The following is an 8,383-nucleotide window of genomic DNA, read 5'->3' on the forward strand; positions in this document are numbered from 1 at the left end:
CGTGAGTGCACATCAGTATGACCACGGGCACACGGTCGCTGGCTGGGTCGGATGCGCCATCGGCCCCGAGGGTGCCGATGGCGCATCCGACCCAGCCAGCGACCGTGTGCCCGTGGTCATACTGATGTGCACTCACGTGTCACTCCCTCGCACCCGAGGACTCCGACCCGCCGAACCCCTCATCTGCTAAGACTTTTACAGCCCAAACATCTCACGAACTAAGGGATCTGGGGATGCAAGCCAAGCCTCGTCCGGCCGCCACACCGGAGCAGGCGCTGTCGGCGATGGACCGGCTCATCGCGACTCACCTGGTCGGACAGCACGAGATCGCCCAACAGGTCGGCCTGAGTGTGACCGACCTCACCTGCTTCGCCTATGTCATCGAGGCCGGCGAGAACCTCCCCACGGCAGGCGACCTGGCGGCCCGCGTCCATGTCACGACCGGCGCGGTCACCGGCATCCTCAACCGCCTGGAGCGCGCCGGCTACATCACCCGCCGCCCCGACCCCACGGACCGCCGCCGCATCCGCGTGGCGGCCCGGCCCGAGGCCGTCGCCCGCGTCCGAGAGGTGTACGAGCCGTACTACGCCCGCCTCACCCTCCTCTTCGCGGACTACTCCCCGGACGAGATCGCGGTCCTGCACGACTGGTTCACCCGCGCGAGCACCCTGGCGGCGACCTACCTGGAGGAGCACTGCCGCCCCGACTGAACCAGGGCCGCCCTCGCCACTCGGGCTGACGCGAGCGCCGACTCCGTCGCTACTTGGGCTGACGTGAGTGCCGGCTCGCCCGTCGGCGCACGGTGAGGACACAGGCGAGCATGCCGAGCGCCCAGGCGATCAGGAGGGCTCCCCACAGCGGCATGGTCACGATCGGCACGAGCAGGCGGATCTCGACGTCCGAGCGGTTCTCGAAGATGAAGATCAGAGCGACCGCGGTGATCAGGACGAAGGGCGCGAAGCGCCGGACCGCGGGCCGGGAGAAGAACGGTGTGCGCGCCTTGTGGTCTGGGCTGGTCTGAGCCATGGAGTACCTCTCCATCACGTTGCCCCTGATCCCAGCGTCCCCTCCCCCCACGCGTCCCGCCACGGCAACCGTCGCTGCTGCCGTCACCGCATACCGTCGTACGTCCAGGACAGGCGGACGTCGTAAGTCGGCCTTCACCGCCACTCCAGGACGTCACCCACGCTCAGCGCCTTGTCCGCGCCCCCTGCGGTGATCTTCTTCGGAGTCGCGCCGGGAGCGATGGCGGAGACGAAGAACTCGAGCCGAGTGCCCTGGAGCGAGGCGAAGATCATCTGCTTGCCGTTCCGCGACACGGCCCGCACGGTGTTCTTCCGATCCGTCGCCGGGATGATCGGATCGCCCAGGGCACCCTTCGGGGTGTCCGCCGTGCCGTCGAGCCGAGCAGTGTCGAGCGTCCAGAAGGAGTTCTTCCGCTTCGGGTCTTCGGCCTCGTCGAGTCGGGGGCCGCACAGCACGGTCCTGTCGTCGACCCAGCCGTAGGGGCGGCAGTCGGCGTCGGACGGAATACCGGTCGCCTTCACACCGCCGACCTTGAGCAGCGCACTGCGCTGGGACACGTCGGCCACGTTGTAGCCCTTCCAGGTGATGAAGGCCGTCGCCTTGCGCCCGTCGGGACTGATCCGGACTTCCTTGCCGAAGACCCCGCGCACCGGGTCACCCGCGAGCGCGAGGCCGGCCTCGTCCATGTAGTCGCCATCACCGGCCGCCCGTTCGGTCTCCGCGTGATCTCCCGCGACGGAACGGCTGGCGATCCGCACATGGTCCGAGGAGTCGGTCTCGGTGAACCAGACAGCACTGCCGTCCTGGGCGAAGACGGCGTTCTCCTCTTTGGGCGTGTCGCCGAAGTCCTCGCTCTGTTCACCGGACAGCTTGGTCAGCTTGCCGTTGGTGTCGACATAGCCCACCCCTGTCGCCTCGGTCTCTCGATCGATGAGGACGACGGCCATCCGGGAGAAGTCCTTGTCGAAGAGCTGCCGCAACCGGGTGGCGGCGACAGCGCGCGGCCCGTCCTCGGACGTGCCGACGCCGGGGAAGTTGTCGGCGCACAGCTCCACGAGCGGGGACGCGACATCGTCGGCCTCGGCGACCACGGCCTCGGCCGGGACGGTGAAGGTCCGGGAGACGGTCCGTTTCCACGTGGTCGGATCCCAGCCCGTGACCGTCACGCTGGCCGGATTGCTCGCGGGTACGGAACACGAGGCAGTGACGATCACACCTCTGTCCGGGAAGGTCCCGCTTCCCTGGTCCGCGTTCTCTTTCCCACCCTGCCGCCCGGCAGTCCCCTTGGTGCCCTTGGCGTCGGGACCGGAGTCGTCCTTGCCCCCGCCACACCCGGCGACGAGCGGAAGCAACACCGTGGCGACGACCAGCGCAGCCATACCCCCGCCCCGCCGACGCCCTCCGTGGCCCTCTGTTCTCTTCACGCCCGTTCCCCTCGCGAATCTCCTGCTCAGCAGCGGCCACGTGATCGTAATGCGAACCGGCGCGAGTCGCGGTGGAGTTGACGGCCGAGGAGCCGTTGGGCGTGCAGCAGCCCTTGCCCGTCGTGATCACGACCGGACAGCGGGGCGACGCCCCTCGGTTCGGTTGACGTCAAAGGCCCCCCGGAATGATCCCGGGGGGCCTTTGCTCTGTGTGCACTCGGCAGGATTCGAACCTGCAACCTCCGTGTGGCGCTGGGCTATGCCGAGGTCGTCGCCGAACTGCACGCCAAGGGCTGGGCCCACGGCGACGTACAGCCCGCCCACTTCATCGTCGGGCCGGAGCGGACGCATCTCATCGACCTGGCCCTAGCCCGAGGCGGACACGTCCCGGAGGGGTACGACTTCCCGTTTCGCGGCTGCCTCGTCCACTACGAGGCACCGGGCGCTCGTAGCTGTCTAGACGCCTTTGGTCCGTGGACAGCCAGGAAGCGCACCGTTTCCGCTGTCCGAAAGGCGATCACTCACTCGCAGGACTTCGGCATACACGACCGTTTTGGTGACGAGCCTTCCGTCGGCTGGCGGAGACAGCCAAGCGACCCAACCTCCCACACGAAGGAAGTCGGCCATGAGCTTCATCCAGACCGGCAAGATCGATCTGAAGTCCGACGACCCGATCGAGACGACCGGCGGCAACACCTCGACCTTCACGCGCGTCACCTTCCCGACCCCGTTCCCGGCGGGTTCCAACGTCGTGGTCCTCCCACTGACCCAGACCTTCAACGGCCCGGAGACGCCGGGGATCCGCGTCCATGACGTCACCAACACGGGCTTCCTGATCCGCCTGAACGAGGTGTACGCCGGCGCCACCAAGAGCGATGGGAAGCACACCACCGAAACCATCGGCTGGCTGGCCGCGACTGTCTGAGCCCCATGCTCCGGCCGAGCACAGAAATCCCTGCTTCTTCAGCAGTACGCAGCAAGAGCACTCCGCGCCTTCTGATGCGGGTGCCGTCAAACGCTGCCGTCAAGACATAAGCCAGAGGCCCTGTGGATCACTCCACAGGGCCTCTGGTCTGCTGTGCACTCGGCAGGATTCGAACCTGCAACCTTCTGATCCGTAGTCAGATGCTCTATCCGTTAAGCTACGAGTGCTTGTTCTGTTTTTTCGCTGCTCTCGGGCCTTGCGGCTCGCTCGCGGCGACAGGAAGAACATTACATGACTGCCGCCGCCATGTGAAATCCGTTAGCCCCACCCCTTGTGAGCTGCGAAAACGGCACTTACGGGCCACATGGACGAGGTGCAACGACAACGAAGCCCCGGTCGGGTGACCGGGGCTTCGTGATCGAGTGCGGAGGCGGAGGGATTTGAACCCTCGATGGGCTTTAAGGCCCAAACCGCATTAGCAGTGCGGCGCCATAGACCGGACTAGGCGACGCCTCCAGACATCACTCCCGCGCGAGCGCGAGCGGTGCGTGCCGATGATGACACAGTCGAGCGTGCTGTCACCAATCGACCCCCACGGTACTAGGCGGGCAGGGCGCAGGGCAAAGCCCTTGTCAGGCCCCTGCGGGTCCCCGCTCGGGCGTGCGCGCCGCAACATCCGGGGCCGTGCCGCGTTAGGCAGGGCATGTTGCATGCCACTCCCCGGGCCACCGCCCGCCCCGTCCTGCGGCGCCTCCTCGTCGGTGCCGCCGCCTCCGTCGCCGCCGCAGGGTCGCTGACCGCGGCGCCCCCGGCCGCGTATGCCCAGGCCGGCGGGACCGACCTGCTGTCCCCGATCCGTCCCGGCGACGGCCCGGACCGCGATCACCTCACCGTGACCGTGCGGAACGCCGGCGACGGGGCCGACGGAACCTTCGAGCTGTACTGCGACCCGGACGGCGGCAGCCACCCCGACCCCAGCGGCGCCTGTGCCGCACTGGAGCGGGACACCCGGTGGGGGCAGGACGTCTTCGCCCCCGCGCCGGAGGGCGGCTTCTGCACCATGCAGTACGGCGGACCGGCCACCGCGCACGTCACCGGAACCTGGGCCGGACGGCCCGTCGACGCCACGTACGACCGCCGCGACGGCTGCCAGATCTCCCGCTGGGACCGGCTCGTGCCGCTCCTGCCGGGGGTGGAGGGCGAACGGGGCGCCAAGGCCTGAGTCGACTGTCGGAGTGTCGGGCTGTCGGGGTGTCGAGGCCCGGGGTGTCGGAGCGTCTCGCCTACAGGGCGCCTGGTCGTCGCCCGGCGCCCCGCACACCCCGTATCCCGCACCCCATTTGCGCCACTCTCCGCCCCCATCGCGCCAGCCCGGCCAAAAGGTACAGAAACGCCGTCGTCGTAACGGTCCCGCGAAGGTCCCGCGACGTCGTCGCAGGAGGGCGGGTGTTTGGCGGTTACTCGGTCGTCAGTTCGGGGTCACTTCCTCGTGCGGCCTCGCTCCCATCCGGCGTCGCGAGCGCAACCGCAGCCCTTAGACTCCCTCGCGTGACACGCCGCAGGACGGTTGGCAAGATGGCCCGAGCGGTCGGCAAGGTGCGGTAACAGGGAGGAAGCGTCTCGTGAGCAGCAGGCCATCCCGAGGCGCTGCTCGCCTCGCAGCCATACTGGACGCCCTTCCTGACGCGTTGGTGCTGGTCAACGCCAATGGCACGGTCGTCAACGCCAACACCATCGCCCTCGAGGCCTTCGAGACCCCGGGCACCGCTCTGGTGGGGCGCGGGCTCCTCGACCTGCTGCCGCAGTTCGACTCCAAGCTCATCCCCGGCTCCATGCGCCGGCCCGAGCACCTCGATCCGCACGCCCGGACCAAGCCCACCCGCATGATCGCGCGCAGGACCGACGGGACCGAGTTCCCCGTCGAGGTCACCAGTGCGAATCTCGAGAACGGGCAGCAGGCCTACGACGGTTACGGCTACACCGGCGACGAGCTGCTCATGCTCGTCGTGCGCGATCTGTCCGGCACCGTGGACACCGAGGCCGAGCTCGCCCGGTCCCAGCGGCAGACCGAGATGATCCTGCGGGCCGCGGCCGAGGGCGTCGTCGGCACCGACACCGACGGGCGGATCGTGCTCGTCAATCCGGCCGCCGCCCAGATACTGGGATTCCGGGCCAGCGACCTCGGCGGACGCGAACTGCACAACCTCGTGCTGCACTCGCGCCCCGACGGCTCGCCCTTCCCCTACGAGGACTCGCCGCTCGCCGACACCCTGCGCTCCGGGCGCAAGCACCGGGTGCGCGGGCAGGTGCTGTACTCCAAGAACGGCGGCAAGGTGCCGGTCGACCTGACGACCGCGCCCGTACGCGACGGCGACCAGCTCGTCGGTGCCGTGATGACCTTCACCGACCGGCGGCCCTACGACGCCGTCGTCGAGGAGAAGGAGGCCGCGGAGAAGCGGCACGCCGAGGAACTGGAGCGGATCGCCGAGGAGCACGCCTCCGAGCTCACCGCGCTGCGCCAGCGGCACGTCACCGAGCTGGAGGAGCTCACCGAGCGGCACGCCGAGGAACTCGCCGCGAACGAGGACCGCTACGCCGCGCTCGGGGAGCGCGAGAAGGACCGGTTCGAGGCGCTCGCCGCCCGGCACGAGCAGTTGCTGACCCTGCTGGGCCGTTCACTGCGCGGGCCCTTGGAGGAACTGCGCCGCGAGCTGGCCGCCCTGGCCGCGGACGACGCCGGGCAGCTGTGGCCCGAGGCCAACCAGGTGCTGCACCACCTGTCGGCCGGCTACTCGCGCATCACGACGCTGATCGACAACGTCCTCGGGTACCAGCGGCTCGACACCGGCAGCGAGAGCGTCTCCCGTACGAAGGTGATGCTGGACGCCGTCGTCGCCGCCGGGGTCGACGGGGCCGTGGAGCTGATCGGGCCCGGGCGGGTGCAGTTCGCCGTGCACGCGCCGCCCATCGAGGCCGAGGTCGACCCCCGGCTGCTCGCCACCGCCCTCGCGCATCTCGTCGCCGACGTGGCCGGGGTCGACGCGACCGGCAACACGCCCGTCTCGGCGGGCGGTTACCTGGACAACACCGTCGTCGTGGCGGCGGCGCAGCGCGGCGAGGTCGTCCGCATCGAGGTGCGCGGGCCGTACGCCGGTGGCAACACCGTGCACGAGCCGATCGTGCGCGGAATCGTCCGGGCCCACGGCGGTGTGCTGCAGACGCACGACGTGCCGGGGATGAGCGGCAGCGCCTACGTCCTCGAGGTGCCGATCGGGGGCGGGGCCGGGGCCGTCGCCGCCCAGCCGGTGGACGAGTCCGCCGCGCTCGCCCTCGTCGAACCCGCCGATCAGACCTCCGGTGGGGGGCGGCGCCGGGCGCGCCGGGCCTCCACCGACGCCTTCCTGGACGGGGATGTTCCGGGCGGTGCGGGCGACGGGGCCGGTGGTCCCGGAGCCGACGCGGCCGGTGGTGCCGCAGCCGAGGGGGCCGTGCCCACCGGGCGGCGCAGGCGCCGGGCCGGCGGGGAGCAGGCGGCCCTTCCGGCGCAGGCGTCCGGTGAGGACTCCGCGTCGGGCGGTACCGGACGGCGGCGGCGCGCGGCAGAGAGCGCCGGTGCGGACGGCGTCGGCAATGCCGTCCAGGGTGTTGCCGAGGGGGCCGTGGTGACGGCCGCCGAGCATGCGGCGGGGGCCGCCGCCTCCAACACGGGGCTGGGCGGGACCGTGCCGCCGCAGGGTGTGCCCGGGCCGTCCGGGCGGCGCGCCCGGCGTGAACCCGGTGAGCAGGCCGCGCTGCCGCCGGCGCTGCCCGCGGCGCCTTCCGGTGGTGAGGCCGCGGGTCAGGCCGACGCCCATCAGGGAGAGGCCCAGCAGCCGACGGGGCGCCGGAGGCGTGCGCTGGCCGCCGCCAATGAGCGGGCCGCGGCCGCGCAGGAGGCCGCCGCGGCCGGGCCGCGGCCGGTGTTCGCGCTGCCGCCGGCCGAGGCCGACCAGACTCCGGCTCCGGCCCCCGCCCCGGTGCAGCAGGAGGCTGCGGCGGCGCAGGGGCAGCAGGTTGCCGGTGGTCCCGGCGGCGTTCCCGGCGGTCCCGCCGGTGCTCCGGGCGTGGTGCCCCCGCAGGGGCAGGGGCCCGTGGCTGTGCCCGCAGCGGCTGCTGCCGGTGCGGGTGCGGTCGAGGAGGGCCGGCACGACGCCGTTCCGCACGACCAGTCCGCCGACCACACCCCGCCGCAGCCGCATCCGACCAGCGCGCCGACCGGCCGTCGTCGCCGGGCCGTCGCGGCTCCGCAGCCGGCCGAGGCGAGCGAGACGGCCGGAGCGCAGGTGCCGGGGAGCGCCGGCCAGGTGGGCCCCGTGCCCCCGGGCGCCACACCGGTAGCCGGTCCTGTGCCTCCCGGTGGCGCACCGGTAGCCGCTCCTGTGGCTCCCGGTGGCGCGCCGGCAGTCGGTCCCGTTCCCGCGGGTTCTGTACCTCCCGCCTCGGTTGCCGCCGGTTCCGCGCAGGGCGTGCCCGCTCAGGGCGTTCCCGCTCAGGGCGTTCCCGCTCAGCAGGACGCCACGGGGCAGGTCCCGTCGGTGCAGGCAGGGCCGGGGCAGGGCGTGCCCCTCCAGGCCGGCGTGCCCGCTTCCCCGGTCGCGCCGGGTGCCGCCGTCCCGCCGCAGGGCGTGCCGGTCGCCGAGCAGGGCAACACCGTGCCTCCGCAGGGGAACGCCGCCCAGGTGAGCACCCCGCAGGGCGTCGGGCCGCAGGGTATGTCCGTCCCCGCTCAGGGCGGGCTCGGACAGAGCGTGCAGGCCGCCCTCCCGGGGCAGGGCCTCCAGCCTCCCGCCCCGGCCCAGCCCCTGCCGCAGCAGGGCATCGCCGTACCGGGTCAGCAGCAGTCCGTCGGCCGGCCGCTGCCCGCCGAGGCCGCTCCCGGGCAGGGCACCCCACCTCAGGGCACGCCTGCTCAGGGCACGGGCGCCCAGGGTGTGAACGTCCACGGAACCCCGCCGCCCGGCGGTGCCCC

General features: G+C 71.6%; 6 protein-coding genes, 2 tRNA genes and 1 pseudogene. 5 read left to right on the plus strand and 4 right to left on the minus strand.

Going from position 1 to position 8,383, the window contains the following annotated elements; all coding sequences use genetic code 11:
* Positions 1–233: 233 nt before the first annotated feature.
* A complete protein-coding gene (locus tag K4G64_RS37090; protein ID WP_221760276.1) occupies positions 234–710 on the plus strand; it encodes a MarR family winged helix-turn-helix transcriptional regulator in 477 nt (158 codons plus the stop codon).
* A gap of 49 nt (positions 711–759) precedes the next feature.
* Here the strand turns inward: K4G64_RS37090 and K4G64_RS37095 are convergent, their stop codons facing one another.
* A complete protein-coding gene (locus K4G64_RS37095; protein ID WP_221760277.1) occupies positions 760–1,026 on the minus strand; it encodes a hypothetical protein in 267 nt (88 codons plus the stop codon).
* 134 nt (positions 1,027–1,160) lie between these two features.
* Positions 1,161–2,405 carry a hypothetical protein gene (locus K4G64_RS37100; protein ID WP_221760278.1) on the minus strand — a complete coding sequence of 415 codons (1,245 nt, stop codon included), beginning with the start codon at positions 2,403–2,405 and terminating at the stop codon, positions 1,161–1,163.
* A 291-nt stretch (positions 2,406–2,696) separates the two neighbouring features.
* Here K4G64_RS37100 and K4G64_RS40835 point away from each other — a divergent pair.
* Positions 2,697–2,912: pseudogene (locus tag K4G64_RS40835) on the plus strand (protein kinase family protein); the annotation flags it as partial.
* A 163-nt stretch (positions 2,913–3,075) separates the two neighbouring features.
* The gene (locus K4G64_RS37105) at positions 3,076–3,375 is read left to right on the plus strand and encodes a hypothetical protein (RefSeq protein WP_221760279.1); all 300 of its coding nucleotides are present in this window, start codon (positions 3,076–3,078) and stop codon (positions 3,373–3,375) included.
* Positions 3,376–3,529: 154 nt separating this feature from the next.
* On the opposite strand, the gene K4G64_RS37110 is transcribed toward K4G64_RS37105, so the two are convergent.
* Together K4G64_RS37110 and K4G64_RS37115 are read right to left on the minus strand one after the other, a co-directional pair.
* Positions 3,530–3,602, minus strand: a tRNA-Arg gene (locus K4G64_RS37110).
* A gap of 198 nt (positions 3,603–3,800) precedes the next feature.
* Positions 3,801–3,891: transfer RNA gene (locus K4G64_RS37115), tRNA-Ser, on the minus strand.
* 187 nt (positions 3,892–4,078) lie between these two features.
* Between K4G64_RS37115 and K4G64_RS37120 the strand changes: the two genes are divergently transcribed.
* Entirely contained in the window at positions 4,079–4,597 is a 519-nt protein-coding gene (locus K4G64_RS37120) for an SSI family serine proteinase inhibitor (protein WP_221760280.1), read from the plus strand.
* Positions 4,598–4,997: 400 nt separating this feature from the next.
* The coding region (locus K4G64_RS37125; RefSeq protein WP_221760281.1) for a PAS domain-containing sensor histidine kinase at positions 4,998–8,383 on the plus strand (3,386 nt) is incomplete at its 3' end.

It is taken from the genome of Streptomyces sp. WAC04114, from assembly GCF_019733245.1.
GTDB classification, from domain to species: Bacteria; Actinomycetota; Actinomycetes; order Streptomycetales; family Streptomycetaceae; genus Streptomyces; species Streptomyces massasporeus_A.